Here is a 16,066-nt window from a genome sequence, read left to right as displayed (position 1 = left end):
CGGGCGGGGCCACCGGCGGGCTCAGCGGCGTCGCGCGCCGCGGGGCAGCCAGCCGATGAACCGGTCCTGCAGCGACATCACCGGGGCCGCGCGCAGATCCTCGGCGGCGGCGGCGAGGCACGAGCCCAGGTAGACGCTGAGCATCGCCCGATCATCCCCGTACTCCGCGAGCAGCCGGCTGCGCTTCGTCGCGCACGGCCACTCGTCGCCGCAGGAGCCGCAGCTCCAGCCCGGGGTCGTCGGTGCGTGGTCGTCGGCCCGATCCCCCGGCGGTTCGGTGCCATCGCTCATCGCAGGTCCTCTCAAGATGTTCGCGGGACTGGCCAGGTGTTGATGGTGGTCCCCCCGGAGCCATCCTGGAGGGCGCGACGCGTCCCTCCGGTGTTACATCTTTGCGGTACCTTCTCCCGTCGTGGGAGTCGGAAATCTGACGGTCGAGCGGATGCCCCTTCGCTACCGGACGGTAGGTGGCGGCCGTGCGTGACCTCCTGCCGCCGACGGTCGCCGTGGCGGTCGCCGCACCCGACGACTGGACCGGGGAACTCCTCACCGCCGAACAGGCGTGCCTCGGCGAACGGGCGGTGCAGACCCGTCGACGGGACTTCACCGCCGGCCGGGTGTGCGCCCGCCGGGCGATGGCCGACCTCGGCCTGCCGGTGGCGGCCGTGCCGGCCGCCGCCGACCGCGCGCCGATCTGGCCCGCCGGGGTGGTCGGCACCATCACCCACACCACCGGCTACTGCGCCGCCGCCGCGGCGCGCGCGACCGACCTGCGATCGGTCGGCATGGACGCCGAACGGCACCGCGAGATCAATGCGGGGGTACGCCGACTCGTGCTGCTGCCCGAGGAGGAGGAGACCCTCGCGCGGCTACCCTCCGACATCTCCTGGCCCGTCGTGCTGTTCAGCGCCAAGGAGACCGTCTACAAGGTCTGGCACCCCGTCGTCGGAAGCTGGCTGGACTTCCACGACGCCCACCTCACGCTGGACCCGGACTCCGGTACGTTCACCGCCCGGATCGCACCGGCGCGGGTGGACGCGGCGCAGGTCGCCGATCCTCCGGGCACGATCACCGGCCGGTTCGTGGTCGCCGACGGCCTGGTCCGCACCGCCGCCGTCCTCACGCTGCGCTGACCCCTGCACCGTCCATTCTGGCCGGTGCGTCGACGACTCGCGGACGGTGGGACACGAGCCGGCGCGGCGACCGGCGGGTCGGCGACGCACGGTAGCGTCGGCGGGTTCCCGAACCGCACGTACGAGGCGTCAAGGAGTACGGTGACCCACCCCCAGCCCCCCGCCGGGCCGCAGGACCCTCAGCAGCCGAACCCGGAGCCGCCGACGCAACCGTTCGCGGCGACACCGCAGCCGCAGCAGTCCGCCGCCGACCCGACGGTCCCGCAGGCGCCGGTGCCGCCCAGCCCGTGGTCGGCAGCGGCGAACCCGCCGCAGCCGCCGTTCTCGGGCGGCGCGTACCCGCAGGCCGGCGGCGCTTACCCGCAGCCCGGCGCGGGCGCCTACCCGCAGCCCGGTGGGCCGGGCTACCCGCTCATGCCGCCGCCGCCCGTGCAGACGAAGAACTCCAAGAAGACAGTGGTGGCCATCGCGGTGACCGCGGCCGTGCTCACCCTGCTGTGCTGCGCGGGCGGCATCGTGGCGGTGGTCATCGGCGCGAACCGCGCCGCGAACGAGGTGACCGACGCGCTGCCCACCCCGGCAGTCACCCGTGGTGTCGGGCAGCCGCCGGCCAGCACCGCGCCGTCGCCCCGGGCGTCCGCCGACAGCGACACCCGGAACATGTCCGCCGGGGACACCCTGGTCATCGACGACAACGGCGGCACCGTCGAGATCACCGTGACGAAGTTCAGCACCGCCACCAAGCCCTGCACGTCGTACGGCCTCAAGCCCGACGAGGGCATGTACGTGATCGCCGACGTGACTGTGGCGGTCACCAAGGGCACCGGCTCGGCGAACCCGCTGTACTTCCAGTGGGTCGCCGCCGACGGGACGGAGACCAACGCGATCGCCGGCGCCTTCTCCGGCTGCGGCAAACCGATGCCGGCCGCCAACGACCTGACCGCGGGCACCAAGCGCACCGGCAGCGTGGTGTTCGACGTGCAGGACACCTCGGGAGTGCTGGAGTACCAGCACAAGTTCGCGACCGCCGGCTCCTGGAGGCCGTGACGTGCCGTGGGGCCGGCCCGGTGATCGGACCGGCCCCACGCCCCCGTTTGGTGCGCGGTCAGCAGCCCGTCCAGCGCACCGGCGTCACCCGGTCGGCGTTGCGGAAGCCGACGATGGTGCCGGTGTCGGAGATGGCCCGAGCGCCGATGTTGATCCGCTCGCCGCTGCCCGGCAGGACCCGCGAGGTGGACCCGCGCGCGACCCGGTCGCCACCCACCACGACGCCCTTGGCGTTGACGTCGTCCAGCCCCATCTCCTGGTCGAGGAACGTGTACGAGCCGTCGCGCACGTCCCACCGCACCTTGGCCGGGCTGGTGCCATCCAGCCAGGCCTGGCCGACGGCCCAGTGGCCCGCGGCGGCGTTGAGCGAGGTCGACCCACCACCCGTAACCGCGAGCGGCTTGATCTTGCCGTTCGGCCGGCGGACCCAGCTGGTCCAGTCACCGAACGGGCCCGCGTAACCGACGATCGTCCCGTTCGGCGAGATCCCCACCGGCTGGGCGTTGACCGGGGCGTCGAGCACCTCGACCGTGCCCGGGCGGGCTGCCGGCCAGCGCAGGGCGACGAACTCGCCGGGCACGATGTCCGAGCCGTAGCCGACGATGTCGCCGGCCTTGTTGATGGCCGAGACGAAGATGCCGGTGGACGGCAGCACCGGCAACTGCTCGAGCTTGCCGTCGCGGAACGTCCACGGTCGGCCGATGCCGTTCTCCGCCCAGCCGTTGCCGATCACGATGCCGCTCTCGTTGACGTCGACCGGGTCGATCCCGTTGCCCGGCGCCTCGGTCTCGGTGAGCTGCTGCCCGTCCCAGGTCAGCAGCAGGTACTGGTTGCCGTCCTCCCGGATCCGCAGGGCGGTGCCGGCGACGAAGCGGCCCGACGGGTCGATGACGCTCGCGTCGGCGCGGTAGGTGTCCGTCGGATAGGGCAAGGTGCTGATCGTGCAGGCGCTGGTGGCCCCGGTCCTGGGCGCGGCGGTCGCCGTCGAGGCCACGGCGACGCCGAGAGAGGCGGCCAGCAGGCCGGCGGCGGTGCCGGCGAGCATCCGGTGTCGAGCGGTGTGCGTCATTCTCTTCTCCCCGTGCGGGCGGCCCGGATACTCCCGGGCGTCAACTGATGCCAGAAGCACCCCTGAACATGCCTCTCGGTTGCGGCAGGTCGGATGGACGACATGATCGACGTCTGCGGGCTAACCGTCTGGTATGGACGGATCACTGTTGCCCGGTGTGCGGCGTGGCCGGAGGATGGGGCCGGTGAGCACCGATCGGCCGCACGCCGGGCCTTCGCTGGATTACCACCTGGTCCGGTCCGCGCAGGGCGATCATGAGGTGGAGGGCATCCTCGTCGAGGAGTTCACCCGGCACGACGACTTCACCACGACGGGTCTGCACAGCGCGGGCTGGACGCCGAGCGCCGGTTGGTGGAGTTCCGCCTCGCTGAGTCGCGGTCTGCGCACCGATCCGGCCGTGCTCGCCCGGTGCTCGTGACCACCGAGCGCTTCAGTTGACCGTGCACGTCCGCGCCGCCGCGCTTGCCTTCATGATCGAAAAAGGCCGTCTCCGACTCGCGGAAACGGCCTTTGACCTGGGGTGGAGCTGAGGGGATTTGAACCCCTGACCCCCTCGATGCGAACGAGGTGCGCTACCAGTCTGCGCCACAGCCCCCCACCGGCGAACCGGCTTCGGTCCCACCCGGCTTACACCGGGCGGGCCGGCAGCAAGGCTAACAGGTCGCCGACCTCCACCGCGAATCCGCCCCCGGTGCGGCGCTGTCACCAGCACGGAGATCGACTCGACTTCCAGGAAACCGGGGCATCCGGGACGCCTCGACACCCCGCCTTCCAGGAAGTCGAGTCGATCAAGCCCCCGCACACCCTTGATCGACTCGACGTCGCCGATGTGGCGGCATCATCTCGCGGCGATACCCCCACCTCGGCGAACCGGAGTCGATCAAGCGCCGCGACACCGGGCAGCGCGACGCCGGGCGTCGCGAGACCGGGCGCCGCGAGGCCAGGCGCCGCGAGGCCAGGCGCCGCGACACAGGGCAGCGCGACGCCGGGCACCGCGAGGTCGAGGCAGCGCGGGGTCAGGCGCCGCGGCCGGCCTCGTAGGGGCGGCCGCGCAGTCCTCCGGAGCGACGGTACGAGACCGAGCCGCCGTTGACGGCCGCCGGCAGGTCGCCGGGCCGGTCGAGGCCCATGGCTGCTCGGCGTACCCCCTCGCGCTGGGCCGCCAGGCGGCGTTGCGCCTCCCGGCGGGCCGCCGCGCGGCGGGCCTGTTCGCGGCGGACCTCGGCCTGGCGGGCGGCCAGCCACGCCGCCTCCCGGGCGTGGGCGCGGCGTCGACGCCGGCCGGCGAGGGCACGCCCGCGCAGGTGTACGACGTACAGGGCCAGCAGCAGGAAGGTGACCGAGAAGCCGATCCAGAAGCCGGGGCTGACGAACAGCACGCCGATCAACTCGACGACGTTGAGCAGCAGCAGCGCGGCGAGCACCCGGCGTCGGCGGTACACGGCGGGGGTGTGCTGCCGGCGCGGCGGACGACGGCGGGAGCGCTTCGGTGCCGGCGGTACGGCGCGCAGCCGGCCGGAGCGGCGTGCCGCCGGGGGCGCGGAGACAGGCGCTGCCAGCCTTCCTGTAGTCGCGTCTTCACTGAGGGTGACGACGAGGGAGCGGGGCGGGTGCACGGGCTGCCGTCCTGGCACAGTGCGGCGCCGTCGACGGCGTTGGAGCACCCGCGCCGTCGACTGCGCCCGCTCCGCCACCAGCCGCTCGGTGGCGTCGTACCGACGAACCAGCGCCGGGGCCAGGGCGAGCAGGCCGGCGGCGGCGAGGACGGCGAGGAGCACCGAGGTCGGCACCCTCACCCCTCCCGTCACCGAATTCGGAGCAAACGCTGCCCGACCGCAGGATCTTCCACCGATCGTGCCTGGGTGCGTAGATCGTCCGGGCGGTGAGCGCTTGCCGCAGCTTGCAGTTACTTGAGGTTACGGCGCACCGACCGTGATGCCGCCGCGCCGCGCCGATCCCGTGCGTGGGACGGCTCACCGCGCGGTGGCGCGTACCCGGTGCCAGCGGGCCAGCAGACCACCCTCGGCGGCGACCTCTTCGCTCGTCATCGCGTATCCGATGTGGTCCCGCCAGGCGCCGTCGATGTGCATGTAGCGCACGTGGTACGACTCCTCGCGGAAGCCCAGCTTCTCCACCACCCGCCGCGACGGTCGGTTCTCCGGCCGGATGTTGACCTCCACCCGGTGCAGCCCACCCGGGCCGAACGCGTGGTCCACGGCGAGCGCGAGCGCCGTCGGGATCACGCCCTGTCCGGCGACCCGGGCGTCGACCCAGTAGCCGACGTAGCCGGAACAGAAGGCGCGGCGCACGATGCTGCCGACGTTGAGGTGCCCGACCAACCGGTCCCGGTCGGCCTCCCGCAGGCAGACCGCGAACGGCATACCCTCGCCCTCGCGGGCGGAACGCCGCTGGTCACGGTGCACCCAGCGGAACGCGGCCGGCGAGTTCAGCTCGTCCCAGCTGCCCGGCAGCGACGACTCCCACGGTGCCAGCCAGGCCCGGTTGGCCCGGCGCACCTCCGACCACGCCGCCGCGTCGGAGCGCCGGTAGGGCCGTAGCAGCACCGGGCCGTCGACCAGCACCGCCGGCCAGCCGGGGGCTCGCGCGGGTCCGAAGAGGCTCACCCGCACAGTCTCCCGCGCGGGACCGGATCGTGCGCAAGTGGACCCACCACGCGCACCGTCGAAGAACAGCCGAGCGCACTCACCGGCGCCGGTCGAGCAGCAGGACGTCCACGGTGGAGCCGGCGGCGGCGGTGGTGACCCGCTCGCCGAGCACCAGCAGCCCGTTCGCCTCGGCCAGGCCGGAGAGGGTGAACGGGCCGCCGCGCAGCGGCTGCACGGTGTAACCGCCGCCGCGCCGCTCCGCGACGTGCGCGGGCCGGAACTCCCGCAGCCCGCCGGGGGACGACACGGTCTCCAGCAGGTGCGCCCGGACGCTGGGCCGGAACACCGGCTCGGCGCCGGCGAGCAGTTGGATGGCGGGGCGGGCCAGCACCTCGAAACCGATCAGCGCGGCCCCCGGGTCACCGGGCAGGCAGACCACCGGCACCTCCTCGGCGCCGACGGTGCCGAACCCGAGCGCGGTGCCGGGATAGAGCGCGACGTCGGTGAAGGTCACCGGCCCGGCGCGGCCACCCTCGCGGCGGGACAGGATCCGCCGCACCATGTCCCCGGGGCCGGTGCCGGTCCCCCCGGTGGTGATGATCAGGTCGGCGCGCAGGGTCTGGTCCTCCAGCAGCCCGCGCAGCCCTTCCGGGTCGTCGTCGCAGATACCGACCCGGTACGCCAGCGCGCCCACCTCGGCGGCGGCGGCGGTCAGCGCGTGCGAGTTCGCGTCCACCACCTGACCGGGCTGGCTGCCCCGGCCCACGTCGACCAACTCGTCGCCGGTGGCCACGATGACCACCCGAGGGCTGGGCCGGACCACCACGTGCCCGATGCCGGTGGCGGCGAAGACCGCGACGAGCGCCGGGGAGACGTACGTGCCGGCGCGGGCGAGCAGGGTGCCGGCCGGCAGTTCCTCACCGGCGCGGCGTACCCCGTACCCCCGTTTGGGGGTGCGGAAGATCTCCACGGCGGCCATGCCCTGGTCGGTCCACTCCACCGGGACCACGACGTCCGCGGCGACCGGCAGGGGCGCCCCGGCGGCCACCGAGAAGCACGAGCCCGGGGTGAGCCGCACCGGCCGCCAGCTCGCCGCGCCGAGGTCGCCGACCACGTTGAGCCGGATGGTCCGGCCGCCGGGCGTGCCGGAGGGGGCCGGGACGTAGCTCGGGCCCCGGCCCCCTCCGGAAATGTCCTCCCACCGGGCCGCGTACCCGTCCACGGCCGCCTGGTCGAAGGCCGGGAAGGCGTGCGGCGCGACGACATCCTCGGCGAGGACGTTGCCGTGCGCCTGGGTGAGGTCGAGGTCGAGTGGCGGCAGCGCTCGTAACCTGCGCAGCACGCTGCCCAGGTAGTCGGCGAGCGGCGTCAACTCGTTCGCGGCCGCCTCGGCGTCGGCCGTCGCGGTCATGTACCAGATCCGCCTGCCGCGTCGGCCTTGACGAACTCGGCCAGCCAGGAGCGGAACTCGCTGCCGAGGTCCTCGCGCTCGGCGGCGATCTGCACGACGGTCTGGAGGTACCCCAGCGGCATGCCGGTGTCGTAGCGGGTGCCCCGGTAGACGATCGCGTGCACCGGTGTGCCCTCGGTGCGCAGCAGTTCCATGGCGTCGGTCAGCTGGATCTCGCCGCCGCTGCCCGGCTTGGTCCGGCGGATCGCGTCGAAGATCTTGCCGGGCAGCACGTACCGACCCAGCACCGCGAGGTTGCTCGGCGCGTCCTCCGGCTGCGGCTTCTCCACCATGCCGGTGACCTTGACGACCTCACCGATGTCGGTCAGCTCCGCCTCGGCCGGCTCGACGGAGGCGATGCCGTAGCGCTTGGTGTCGGCCGGGTCGACCTCGAAGAAGGCCAGCACCACGCCGCCGGTGCGGGCCTGCAGCTCCAGCATCGCCGGCAGCAGCGGCTCGGACGGCTTGACGAACTCGTCGCCGAGCAGCACCGCGAAGGGCTGGTCGCCGACGTGGGACTCGGCGTACCCGACGGCGTGGCCCAGCCCGAGCTGCTCCGGCTGCCGGACGGTGTAGATCTCGGCCAGCTCACTGGGCCGGCGCACGGCGGCCAGCCGCTCGGCGTCGCCCTTCTCCTCCAGCCTGGTCTCCAGGTCGGGGCGTCGATCGAAGTGGTCCACCATCGACGTCTTACCCCGGCCGGTGATCAGCAACACGTCGCCGATGCCGGCCTGGGTGGCCTCCTCGACGATGTACTGCAGCACCGGCCGGTCCACCACCGGCAACAGTTCCTTCGGCACCGCCTTGGTGGCCGGCAGGAAGCGGGTGGCCAGTCCGGCGGCCGGGATAACGGCCTTGACCGCCACGGGACGGCCGGTTGCGGCGACCGTCGATGAGGGGTTCGCTGAGTGCTCCGACATGCCGCGAGACTATCGGCCACGGCTCTGCCGCGGCGGGTGTGGCCCAGAAGACGCGCCGCCGCCCGACCCCGGCCGGGTGACGTCGGGGCCGGCCCGCGCGGCGTCCGCGGCGGTGGCCGCCGGCTCGTCCGCCGGATCCGGGCCGGCGTGCGCGGGCCCCGACCGGTTCGATTCCGGTACGCCAGCAGTCGACTCCGACCGGGCGTGCCCGCCCGGCTCCCGGGGCGCCTGCACGGGCCGGCCGGCACGCGGCAGCCCGTCGGGTGGGCTGACGGCGCAAGCGGGCACCGGTATCTCCCGCGTCGGCACGTCGGGGCGGGCCTCGGCCACGCGATAGGTGTCCCGGCCGGCCGCCTTGGCCGCGTAGAGGGCGTCGTCGGCGGCTTCCAGCACCTCCCGTCCGGTGCTGCCGTGGTCCGGGTAGACGGCGATGCCCACCGACACGGTGACCACGATCGGCCCCGCGTACGCCTCGACCGCGATCGGTGTCTCGCGCACCGCCGCGCCCAGCCGCTCCGCGACGATCGCCGCACCCCGGGCGTCGGTCTCCGGCAGGAGCAGCACGAACTCCTCGCCGCCCTGCCGGAAGGCCAGGTCGACCTCGCGGATCTCACCGCGTACCCGCCGGGCGAACTCGGCCAGCACGGTGTCCCCCGCCGCGTGCCCGTACGTGTCGTTGACGTCCTTGAAGCGGTCCAGGTCGAGGGCGAGGACGCTGAGCATCCGGCCGAACCGGCTGGCCCGCTCCACCTCCCGCCGGATCGACTCGCGCAGGTAGCGGTAGTTCCACAGCCCGGTGAGCGGGTCGGTGAGCGAGAGCCGCTGCGCCTCCTCGTGCACCCGGACGTTCTCCACCGCCACGGCCGCGTGGCTGGCGAAGGTGCGCAGGTTGACCAGGTCGTCGTCGTCGAACTCGTCCGCGCCCACCCGGTCGTAGAGCGCCAGCACACCGAGCGCGGCCGCAGCGGCGCCGGCCTCGTCGGGACTCCTCTCGCCGCCCGGGGTGCTCGCGCCGCCCGGGGTGCTCGCGCCGCCCGGGGTGCTCGCGCCGCCCGGGGTGCTCGCGCCGCCCGCTGTGCTCGCGCCGCCCGGGGTGGCGAAGGGGACTGCGACGTAGGTGCGGCAGCGGGGCTCGCCGGTCGGGGCCTCGGTCGGTTCCACCCGGCCCCGCTGCGGCTCGCCGGTCGCGGCCACCGCGCCGACCACGCCCACTCCCACGGGCACCCGCAGTCCCTGCGACCCGTCCGGGTCCCCCGCCGGCCAGCGCCCGTCCAACCCCTCGCTGCACTGCGCGACGAGCACCCCGCCGGCCTCCACCAGCAGCACCGCGCCGGCCCGCGCCCCGGTGGCCGCGATGGCGCTGTGCAGGATCACCCGCAGGATGCGTTGCAGGTCGTGGGTGCTGGCCAGGGTGTCGCCGAGCACCGCGAGGTGCCCGCGTAGCTGGTCGCGGCTGCTGGTCAGCGCCGCGACGTACGACCCGGTCTCGCGGGTCATCCGGTTGAACGCGGCCGCCAGCCGTCCCAGCTCGTCGCGGCTGCGCACCGGCACCCGGGCGGTCAGGTCGCCGTGCGCCACCCGGTCGACCGCTCCGGCCAGCTCCACCAGTGGCCGGGTGGTCACCCGGGCCAGACGCCAGGCGGTGAACACGGCGAGCAGCCCGGCCAGCACGACCACGCCGGCAAGCGTGACGTGCAGCCCGGGCGGCCGCTCGCTCGGCACCGACAACACCAGCGGCAGCGGCTGGCCCGCGGACGGCCCGATCCGGCGCACGTACCGACCCTTGGTGCTCTCGGTGACCCGCTCACCGCTGGTGGCCCCGGCGGCGGCCAGCACCGCGTCGCGTACCTCCCGGGACTCGGTGGTGTGGGTGACGCGGGCGGCGCTCGCGCCGCTGTCGAGCAGGGTGACCGCGACCCCGGTCACCGCCGCCAGCCGGGCCACGAAGGCCGGGTCGACCAGGTGCGCGGCGGCCACCGTGCCCAGTAGCGCGCCGGCCGGGTCGCGGCGGTCCACCCGGGCGGCCAGCGCGCGGACCGGGCCGGACGACGCGGTGGCCGGCTCGGAGCAGTCCCGCCAGGGGGTCGACGGAGCGCCGGGCGAGGCGTACGTGACGCGTCCGTTCACGTCGGTGACCAGCACCGCTGCGGCCAGCCCACGGCCGACGAGCTGGCCGGCGGCGACGGCCGGGTCACCGGTGAGGGCGACCGCGTCGGCGGCGGCGCGCAGCTGCTGGCAGAGCGCGTCGACTGAGGTACGCACCGTGGAGGCCGCCACCGCGAGGCGCTCGGTGGACCGGCTGCGGTCGACGGCCGTGACGGTGGAGGCCACGAAGAACGCCCCGAGCAGGACCGGGCCGAGCACCACCACGAGGAAGGCTGCCGTCAACCGCCCGCGTAGCGTCACTCGGTCCCCCCGGAAGTTCCGCCTCCGTTGCTTGCGATGCTGACACAGAGCAACCGTGGGAGTGGCGTTGCGTCAGGAGTGTTGCGTGCCGGAATTTTCTGATGAAGCGGAAGTGACCCGAGTGGCGAAGCGGGACACCCGCGTCGACCTGCTCGCCCGCCGTCGGGCCCTGACCGCTCCGGCGCGGGCCGAGGCCGCCGGGCGCGTCCAGGCCGAGCTGGTCGCCCTGGTACGCCGGCTGCGCCCGCGCCGGATCACGGCGTACGTCCCGGTCGGCTCCGAGCCGGGCGGGGCCGACCTGCCGGAGGTGTTGCGGTCGGCGCTGCCGCCCGACGCCGAGTTGCTGCTGCCGGTGCTCCTCCCCGACCTGGACCTGGACTGGGCCGCGTACTCCGGACCCGATGCTCTAAGCGCGGCCGGTCGGGGTATGCGGGAGCCGACCGGCCCCCGCCTCGGCGTGGCCGCGGTCACCGGAGCGGAGCTGGTGGTCGTGCCGGCGCTCGCCGTCGACCGACGCGGCCGACGGCTGGGCCGGGGCGGCGGCTCGTACGACCGGGCGTTGGCACGGGTGCCCACGGCGACCCTGACCGTGGTCCCGCTGCACGACGGGGAGCTGGTCGAGGCGCTGCCGGCGGAGCCGCACGACCGTCCGGTCCGCGCGGTCGTCACCCCCACCGACGGGATGCGTACGCTTGACGACGGCCCGGGTGCGGCGCAGGGTGTCGCGCCCCACACGTCCGCTGGACGAACCCGGGGCGAATGACGCACCATTGGCACTCGAATACGTCGAGTGCCAACTGGCCGAGCTCAGATACCGGAGGAGAACGTGCCCACGTACCAGTACGCCTGCACCGCGTGCGGTCACCAGCTCGAGGCGGTGCAGTCCTTCTCGGACGAGCCGCTGACCGAGTGCCCGGCGTGTCAGGGGCGGCTGCGCAAGGTCTTCAACTCGGTCGGCATCGTCTTCAAGGGCTCGGGCTTCTACCGCACCGACTCCCGCGCGTCCGTCTCCGAGACCTCCGCTGGAGGCACGCCGAGCAAGCCGGCCAAGTCCGAGTCGTCCTCGTCGTCCTCGTCGTCCTCGTCCTCGGGTGGGGATTCCGGATCGTCGTCTTCGTCCTCGTCGTCCGGGTCGTCGTCTGGGTCTTCGTCCGGTGGGTCTTCGTCCGGTGGGTCGGGCGGCGGCAAGGCTCCGGCGGCCAGCTCCGCGTCCTGACCTCAGCCTTCCCCAAGCTCGCTGACAGCGCCGCCCGCGATTGCCCGGGCGGCGCTGTCCATCCTTGATCCACTCGGGTTCCCGAAAGTCGGCCGGGCCGGGTTGATCGCCCGGATTGCCTTTCCGTGCCATAGCGGGTCCCGCCGGGTGCGATAGCAGATCCAGCCGGTAAATGGGCGTTATCCACAGGCCGGTCGGTTGTCCACAGGCGGGGACGAGTGGTCCGCAGCGCCGGCCGTTGCCGGCCTAACGTGCCGCTCTACGGGTGTCACCACGACGGCACCCGGGACGGAGGCGGCAGATGATTACCCGCAAGTTGGACTCCGCGCGGGCGTTGCGCCCGCTGCGCCGGCCGGCCCTGCCCGGCGGTCGCACCCTGCTGCGGGCCGGGCTGGTCGCCGCGCTGCTCGGCCTCGCCGCCGCGATCCTGCACACCCCAACCGGGATGGACACCCCGACCGGCCAGCACACCGCGACCGGCTGCCCGGCGACCAACGGCGCGGCCGGGGCGCCGGTCCCGCCAGCCCAACCTGTCGCGCTGCCGGTGGCCCGCCCCGCAGGCGCGGCGTCGGGGTCAGTCCCAGTGTGGGGGGCGTTGGGCGAGGAGCCAGTCGTCGTTGCCGCTGCTCCGCTCGCCCCAGCCGTGGTCGGTGTCGTCCGTGGTCTGCTCGGGCAGCACCACGAAGTCGTCGCTCAGGTCGACGGTGCGGTCATCATCGCCGCGCGCGCCCTGCGTTCCGGGGTCCTCGGTGCTCACGAGCGGCAAGACTAGCGCAGGCGACAGCTCGCCGACGGTTGGCACATCGACCAGAAGCGACCGGGCCGCCGGCTCCGTTGGTAGCGTCGGACGCCGTGACGACCCCCAGCGGTGGCAGCATCCCGGACGACGACTACTGGCGCCGGCCCGGGACCGGCGACGGCGGGATGGCGGACCAACCCCCACCCGCCACCACACCCACGAGCGGGTACGCGGGGCCACCCCCGAGCGTGCCGCCCCCGGCCGGCTGGCGTCCCCCGGTGCACCTGGAACCGGCCCCGCCCCGACAGCTTCCGCCACAGGACATGGCCGTCCTGGATGCGGCCGAGCAGCGTTCCCAGCGGGTCACCTACGGCTTCGGCGCCGCAGCCGCCGTGGTGCTGGTGGCTCTTGTCTGCCTGCTCTGCTCGCGCCTCATCTTCTGAGCGGCGTCGGTGGCGCCCACCCCGACCGGCCGCTCAGAGGGTGGTGCCCCAGACGGCCTCGGCGCCGGAGTGACCGGTCAGGTAGACGTAGATCAGGGCGGCGATGGCCAGCGCGACGGTCGCCACCGCGAGCACCGGCGTCACCAGTGCCGGCAGCCGCGGCACCCGCGGGTGCCCACTGGTCGCCACGAGCAGCGCGATGGCCACGATCCCCAGGGGCACCACGATCCGGAACAGGATGTCGCCGTAGCGGGAGTGCTCGAAGATCTGGTCGAGGATCTGGCCCTGGTAGCCGCTGGCGACCAGGGCGTCGGTGAAGGCTTCACCGGATTCCACGGCCACGAACGCGGTCACCGGCGCGACCACGGCGAGGATGGCCAGCGCCCAGTCCAGTCGGTGCCGCCAGCGCGGCAGCCCCACGTATCCGATGGCCAGCACCGCCAGCAGTGGGACCATGACGACCACCGCGTGGACCACGAGGACGTGTACCGGTAGACCCAGGATCTCCTCGAACATCGACACCTCCAGGTGGATCACGGTGAGGGATCGCCAGCGTACGGGCCGCCGGTCGTCCCCGAGCTCTCGCCCGGAGACACGCGCGCGCCGGCGATCAGGTTCAGCACGGCGCGACCCCGCAGGTCGGTCCTGCGGGCTGTGTCCGTGGCCACCCCCAGCGGGCGACGGTTGTCGCTGCTGGTCGTACGTGCTGTCATTGGCGCATGTCCGGTGGCGAGGAGCTGTTGCGGTCGAGGGGCCTGCGCGTCACCCGACCGCGCCTCGCGGTGCTCGACGTTCTCGCCGACGGCGGTCACCTGGAGGTCGACGAGATCACCCGCCGGGTCCGCGAACGCCTCGACTCGGTCTCCACGCAGGCGATCTACGACGTGCTGGGGGCGTTGAGCCGGGCCGGCTTGTCCCGCCGGATCGAGCCGGCCGGCAGTCCCGCCCGGTACGAGGCGCGCGCCGGCGACAACCACCACCACGTGGTCTGCCGGGGCTGCGGCGAGATCGCCGACGTCGACTGCACCGTCGGCAGTGCCCCGTGCCTGGAACCGGGCACCGCGCACGGCTTCGAGGTGGACGAGGCAGAGGTGACCTTCTGGGGCCTCTGCCCGAGCTGCCAGTCGCGCCGCGCCGCCGACAGCTGACCCGGCCCGCACCACCGACACCGACCGGTGGGCCGTGGCACGCTTGGTCGGTGGACTCCGATGACCTCGGCCTCTTCGGTCCGGGTTCGGTCACGTGGAAGGTGCACGAGGAGCCGATCCTGATCGTCGCGGGCCTGCGCTCGCTCTACCTCCAGGCGTTGCACCCCCGGGCCATGGCCGGGGTCGCGCAAAACAGCAACTACCGCACCGACGCGTGGGGGCGACTGGTGCGTACCGCCACCTACGTGGCGACCACCGTCTACGGCACCACGGCTGAAGCCGAGCAGGCCGGGGCGCGACTGCGTCGCCTGCACGCCCGGCTGCGGGCCACCGACCCCGACACCGGCGAGGACTTCCGGATCGACGACCCGGACCTGCTGCGCTGGGTGCACGTCACCGAGGTCGAATCGTTCCTCAGCACGGCCCGGCGGGCGGGTCTGCCGCTCACCGACGACGAGGTGGACGGCTACTACACCGAGCAGCGTCGGTCGGCCGGCCTCGTCGGGCTGGACCCGGCAACGGTGCCGGGCACCGCCGCCGAGGTGGCGGCGTACTACCGCGCGGTGCGGCCGGAGCTGCGGATGACCCGGGAGGCCGCCGAGACGGCGATCTTCCTCACCGCCCCACCGCTGCCGTGGAAGCTCAGCCTGCCGGCTCGGCTGGGCCTCACCCTCGGCCCGCCGCGCTGGGCGTACCTGGGCATCGCCGGCACCGCGCTCGCGCTGCTGCCTCCGTGGGCCCGACGGATGTACGGCGGGTTGGGGCTGCCCACCACCGAGCTGTCGGCGGACCTCACCGTGCGCGCCCTGCGCCTGGCGCTCGCCGCGGTACCGCGCCGCTATCGGGAGGGGCCGTTGATGCAGGCCGCCAAGGAGCGGGCCGAACGTCACATGGCGACCCCGCTGGCCGGCTGACCAGCCGGACCCCCTCGGGGCGAGGTGCGGACACGCCGCACAGTGTCAGGTGCGGACACGCCGCACAGTGTCAGGTGCGGGCAGGCCGCACGGGGTCAGGCGTCGGCGGACCGGTCCACGGCCGCCCACGGCTCCTTGCCCGGCGTCTGTGCCCCGGTCGGGCAGTGCCGCCGGAAGTCGCACCAACCGCACCGCGGGCCGGGCGCCACCGGGAACGCCTCGTCGGCATCGCCGCCGTCGGCGACGGCCCGCTCGGCGGCCATGATGTCGCGGGCCGTGTCCTCGGCCCGGGTCAACTGGCGGTTCAGCGACTCGACGGTGTGGTCGTGGCCGGCGACCGTGCCCGTCGGCAGGTGGTGCAGCTCGACCCGGCGACACGGCCGGCGGAACACCCGCTCGGCCGCGTACGCGTAGAGCGCCAGCGCCTGCGAGCCCCGGGCGTCGTCGGTGTCCAGCCCGGTGCGGCCCGTCTTGTAGTCGACGATGACCAGCTCCGGGCCCTCCGGCCCGGGGCGCGAGTCGATGCGGTCGGCCCGGCCGTTGAAGGCCAGCACTGCGGTCTTGACCGCCACCACCCGCTCGACACCGAGCGGGTCGGACTCCGGATCCAGCGTCTCGACGTACGCCTCCAGCCAGCTCAACGCACGCCGGTAGGCGGCCCGCTCCTGCTCGTCGTCGCGGTAGCCCTCACGGACCCAGGTGCCCTTGAGCAGGGTGGCCAGCGCCTCGGGGCGGCGTCGGTCGGCGGGCAGCGCGTACCAGTTCTTGAGGGCGGTGTGCACGCTGGCGCCGAGCGAGTTGTGTGCCCACGGCGGGCCCTTCGGCGGTGCGGGCCGGTCGACGTAGGAGTAGCGGTAGCGGCGGGGGCAGTCCGCGTACGCGCCGAGCTTGCTCGGGGTGCAGACGAACAGCCGTTCCGGCATCCCCTCGAAGCCGAGCTGCTCGGCGCCACCGGGGCGCTGCTGAGGGGCCCGA

General features: G+C 74.0%; 18 protein-coding genes and 1 tRNA gene. 8 read left to right on the top strand and 11 right to left on the bottom strand.

The genetic code is table 11. The annotated features are described in order from the left end of the window. Positions 1 to 21: 21 nt before the first annotated feature. Positions 22 to 291 (bottom strand): hypothetical protein, encoded by a 270-nt coding sequence (locus tag ACFYPR_RS06390; RefSeq protein WP_354863273.1) that lies wholly within the window; start codon positions 289 to 291, stop codon positions 22 to 24. Between the two features lie 185 nt (positions 292 to 476). Between ACFYPR_RS06390 and ACFYPR_RS06385 the strand changes: the two genes are divergently transcribed. Together ACFYPR_RS06385 and ACFYPR_RS06380 are read left to right on the top strand one after the other, a co-directional pair. Next, positions 477 to 1,133 carry a 4'-phosphopantetheinyl transferase superfamily protein gene (locus tag ACFYPR_RS06385; RefSeq protein WP_354863272.1) on the top strand — a complete coding sequence of 219 codons (657 nt, stop codon included), beginning with the start codon at positions 477 to 479 and terminating at the stop codon, positions 1,131 to 1,133. A gap of 141 nt (positions 1,134 to 1,274) precedes the next feature. After that, complete coding sequence (locus ACFYPR_RS06380; RefSeq protein ID WP_355066745.1) at positions 1,275 to 2,180, top strand: hypothetical protein; 906 nt, start codon at positions 1,275 to 1,277, stop codon at positions 2,178 to 2,180. Between the two features lie 58 nt (positions 2,181 to 2,238). On the opposite strand, the gene ACFYPR_RS06375 is transcribed toward ACFYPR_RS06380, so the two are convergent. Beyond that, positions 2,239 to 3,249 (bottom strand): hypothetical protein, encoded by a 1,011-nt coding sequence (locus ACFYPR_RS06375; protein ID WP_355066744.1) that lies wholly within the window; start codon positions 3,247 to 3,249, stop codon positions 2,239 to 2,241. 184 nt (positions 3,250 to 3,433) lie between these two features. Here ACFYPR_RS06375 and ACFYPR_RS06370 point away from each other — a divergent pair, with 184 nt between their 5' ends. After that, positions 3,434 to 3,667, top strand: coding sequence for a hypothetical protein (locus tag ACFYPR_RS06370; RefSeq protein WP_354863269.1), 234 nt, complete (start codon positions 3,434 to 3,436; stop codon positions 3,665 to 3,667). A 103-nt stretch (positions 3,668 to 3,770) separates the two neighbouring features. Here ACFYPR_RS06370 and ACFYPR_RS06365 read toward each other — a convergent pair. The 6 genes from ACFYPR_RS06365 to ACFYPR_RS06340 all read right to left on the bottom strand — a co-directional run bounded on the left by ACFYPR_RS06365 (position 3,771) and on the right by ACFYPR_RS06340 (position 10,631). Continuing rightward, positions 3,771 to 3,844 (bottom strand) — tRNA-Ala (locus ACFYPR_RS06365). Positions 3,845 to 4,265: 421 nt separating this feature from the next. Beyond that, on the bottom strand, positions 4,266 to 5,045 hold the full coding sequence (locus ACFYPR_RS06360) for a hypothetical protein (protein WP_355066742.1): 780 nt from the start codon (positions 5,043 to 5,045) through the stop codon (positions 4,266 to 4,268). A gap of 177 nt (positions 5,046 to 5,222) precedes the next feature. After that, positions 5,223 to 5,873: a GNAT family N-acetyltransferase gene (locus ACFYPR_RS06355; RefSeq protein WP_234584369.1), complete on the bottom strand. Its 651-nt coding sequence runs from the start codon at positions 5,871 to 5,873 to the stop codon at positions 5,223 to 5,225. A 79-nt stretch (positions 5,874 to 5,952) separates the two neighbouring features. Beyond that, positions 5,953 to 7,266 (bottom strand): gephyrin-like molybdotransferase Glp, encoded by a 1,314-nt coding sequence (gene glp, locus ACFYPR_RS06350; RefSeq protein ID WP_139582488.1) that lies wholly within the window; start codon positions 7,264 to 7,266, stop codon positions 5,953 to 5,955. Beyond that, a complete protein-coding gene (locus tag ACFYPR_RS06345; protein ID WP_354855901.1) occupies positions 7,263 to 8,225 on the bottom strand; it encodes a UTP--glucose-1-phosphate uridylyltransferase in 963 nt (320 codons plus the stop codon). Before ACFYPR_RS06345 ends, glp begins: the two co-directional genes overlap by 4 nt. A gap of 9 nt (positions 8,226 to 8,234) precedes the next feature. Beyond that, the gene (locus tag ACFYPR_RS06340; RefSeq protein ID WP_387258853.1) at positions 8,235 to 10,631 is read right to left on the bottom strand and encodes a diguanylate cyclase; all 2,397 of its coding nucleotides are present in this window, start codon (positions 10,629 to 10,631) and stop codon (positions 8,235 to 8,237) included. An 85-nt stretch (positions 10,632 to 10,716) separates the two neighbouring features. On the opposite strand from ACFYPR_RS06340, the gene ACFYPR_RS06335 reads away from it, so the two are divergent. Together ACFYPR_RS06335 and ACFYPR_RS06330 are read left to right on the top strand one after the other, a co-directional pair. Continuing rightward, positions 10,717 to 11,394, top strand: a complete 678-nt coding sequence (locus ACFYPR_RS06335) for a 5-formyltetrahydrofolate cyclo-ligase (protein ID WP_387178320.1) — start codon at positions 10,717 to 10,719, stop codon at positions 11,392 to 11,394. 63 nt (positions 11,395 to 11,457) lie between these two features. After that, entirely contained in the window at positions 11,458 to 11,847 is a 390-nt protein-coding gene (locus ACFYPR_RS06330; protein WP_387258852.1) for an FmdB family zinc ribbon protein, read from the top strand. A 574-nt stretch (positions 11,848 to 12,421) separates the two neighbouring features. On the opposite strand, the gene ACFYPR_RS06325 is transcribed toward ACFYPR_RS06330, so the two are convergent. Next, a complete protein-coding gene (locus ACFYPR_RS06325; RefSeq protein WP_354855904.1) occupies positions 12,422 to 12,604 on the bottom strand; it encodes a hypothetical protein in 183 nt (60 codons plus the stop codon). A gap of 95 nt (positions 12,605 to 12,699) precedes the next feature. Here ACFYPR_RS06325 and ACFYPR_RS06320 point away from each other — a divergent pair, with 95 nt between their 5' ends. Continuing rightward, positions 12,700 to 13,029 carry a hypothetical protein gene (locus tag ACFYPR_RS06320; RefSeq protein ID WP_387258850.1) on the top strand — a complete coding sequence of 110 codons (330 nt, stop codon included), beginning with the start codon at positions 12,700 to 12,702 and terminating at the stop codon, positions 13,027 to 13,029. Between the two features lie 33 nt (positions 13,030 to 13,062). Here ACFYPR_RS06320 and ACFYPR_RS06315 read toward each other — a convergent pair whose 3' ends face one another. Beyond that, complete coding sequence (locus ACFYPR_RS06315) at positions 13,063 to 13,545, bottom strand: DUF2231 domain-containing protein (protein ID WP_354855970.1); 483 nt, start codon at positions 13,543 to 13,545, stop codon at positions 13,063 to 13,065. A 203-nt stretch (positions 13,546 to 13,748) separates the two neighbouring features. On the opposite strand from ACFYPR_RS06315, the gene ACFYPR_RS06310 reads away from it, so the two are divergent. After that, entirely contained in the window at positions 13,749 to 14,177 is a 429-nt protein-coding gene (locus ACFYPR_RS06310) for a Fur family transcriptional regulator (RefSeq protein ID WP_354855906.1), read from the top strand. 50 nt (positions 14,178 to 14,227) lie between these two features. After that, on the top strand, positions 14,228 to 15,091 hold the full coding sequence (locus tag ACFYPR_RS06305) for an oxygenase MpaB family protein (protein WP_387258848.1): 864 nt from the start codon (positions 14,228 to 14,230) through the stop codon (positions 15,089 to 15,091). Between the two features lie 95 nt (positions 15,092 to 15,186). Here the strand turns inward: ACFYPR_RS06305 and ACFYPR_RS06300 are convergent, their stop codons facing one another. Continuing rightward, positions 15,187 to 16,014, bottom strand: a complete 828-nt coding sequence (locus ACFYPR_RS06300; RefSeq protein ID WP_354855971.1) for a PD-(D/E)XK nuclease family protein — start codon at positions 16,012 to 16,014, stop codon at positions 15,187 to 15,189. Between the last annotated feature and the right edge of the window lie 52 nt (positions 16,015 to 16,066).

The sequence above is a fragment of the Micromonospora sp. NPDC005254 genome (genome assembly GCF_042872525.1).
GTDB lineage: Bacteria > Actinomycetota > Actinomycetes > Mycobacteriales > Micromonosporaceae > Micromonospora.
The sequence above is the reverse complement of the archived record's forward strand: the minus strand, read 5'-3'. Positions and strand labels throughout refer to the sequence as shown.

Bases quoted from the DNA above. Each gene is read 5' to 3' on its own strand.
- ACFYPR_RS06375 (WP_355066744.1), bottom strand. From the start codon at position 3,249: ATGACGCACACCGCTCGACACCGGATGCTCGCCGGCACCGCCGCCGGC.
- ACFYPR_RS06345 (WP_354855901.1), bottom strand. From the start codon at position 8,225: ATGTCGGAGCACTCAGCGAACCCCTCATCGACGGTCGCCGCAACCGGC.
- ACFYPR_RS06310 (WP_354855906.1), top strand. From the start codon at position 13,749: ATGTCCGGTGGCGAGGAGCTGTTGCGGTCGAGGGGCCTGCGCGTCACC.
- glp (WP_139582488.1), bottom strand. From the start codon at position 7,266: ATGACCGCGACGGCCGACGCCGAGGCGGCCGCGAACGAGTTGACGCCG.
- ACFYPR_RS06300 (WP_354855971.1), bottom strand. From the start codon at position 16,014: ATGCCGGAACGGCTGTTCGTCTGCACCCCGAGCAAGCTCGGCGCGTAC.
- ACFYPR_RS06390 (WP_354863273.1), bottom strand. From the start codon at position 291: ATGAGCGATGGCACCGAACCGCCGGGGGATCGGGCCGACGACCACGCA.
- ACFYPR_RS06315 (WP_354855970.1), bottom strand. From the start codon at position 13,545: ATGTTCGAGGAGATCCTGGGTCTACCGGTACACGTCCTCGTGGTCCAC.